Source organism: Corallococcus interemptor (assembly GCF_003668875.1).
Taxonomy (GTDB): domain Bacteria; phylum Myxococcota; class Myxococcia; order Myxococcales; family Myxococcaceae; genus Corallococcus; species Corallococcus interemptor.
Genome location: NZ_RAWM01000279.1, coordinates 1 through 1,087 on the forward strand (window position 1 = coordinate 1; position 1,087 = coordinate 1,087).

The 1,087-nt window shown below is 70.1% G+C and carries 1 protein-coding gene; it reads right to left on the reverse strand.

The features are described from left to right. Positions 1-1,087, reverse strand: a 1,087-nt coding sequence (locus D7X96_RS39100; RefSeq protein WP_244219888.1) for a condensation domain-containing protein, incomplete at both ends; no start/stop codon positions are given.

Genomic DNA, 1,087 nt, shown 5'->3' on the forward strand with positions numbered 1-1,087 from the left:
TGGCGGCGCCGCGGAAGGAGGCCTGGTAGGTGAGCATCACCTGGAAGAAGGGAGTGCGGCCTGGGATGCGCTCGGGCTTCAACTCCTCCACGAGCCTCTCAATGGGAAGCTCCTGGTGCTCCTGGGCTCCCAGCACCGTCTCTCGCACCTGACGCAGCAACGTGCGGAAGGAGGTAGTGCCTGAGACACGCGTGCGAAGCACCTGCGCATTGACGAAGAGTCCGATGAGGCCTTCCACCTCTCCGCGCGTGCGGCCCGCCATGGGAGAGCCGACGGTGACGTCCTCCTGGCCGGAGTAGCGGGCCATCAGCATCTGCCAGCCCGTCAGCAAGGCCATGTAGAGGGAGGCGCCCTCCTGCTGGGCCAGGGCCTTGAGCGCGTCCGTCAACTCGCGGGGCAGCAGCACGTCATGCCGGGCACCCCGGCCGTCTCGCGTGGCGGGACGGGGGAAGTCGGTGGGCAGCTCCAGCGCGGAAGGCACGCCCTCCAACTGCCGCTTCCAGTAATCGAGCTGCTTCTCCAGCCGGGGACCCTGCATCCACTCGCGCTGCCAGACGCCGAAGTCCGCGTACTGCACGCCCAGCGGGGGCAGGGGTGCGGCCTGGCCTCTCGCGAGCGCGCCGTAGAGGAGCGCCACCTCGCGCACCAGCAGCGTCATGGACCAACCGTCCGAGACGATGTGGTGCACCACCACGACGAGCAGGTGCTCCGCCGGCGCGGACGTCAGCAGCAGTGCTCGCAGCAGCGGGCCCGTGGAGAGGTCGAAGGGCTGCGCCGCGGCTTCGCGCGCCAGGCGCCACGCCTCCTCGGGCGGCGAGCCCGTGAGGTCCTTGCGCTCCAGCGTGAGCATCGGCTCGGGCGACACCACCTGCACGGGGCCAGAAGCGTCCTCGCGGAACGTGGTGCGCAGCACTTCATGACGGCGCACCACCTCGCGCAGCGCGCGCTCCAGCACGGCCACGTCGAGCGCACCCTCCAGACGCACCGCCATGGGCACGTTGAAGAGGGAGGTCCCAGGCTGCAGCTGATCAATGAACCAGAGGCGCTGCTGGGCGAAGGAGAGGGGCAGGGGCCGGGAGCGGTCCTG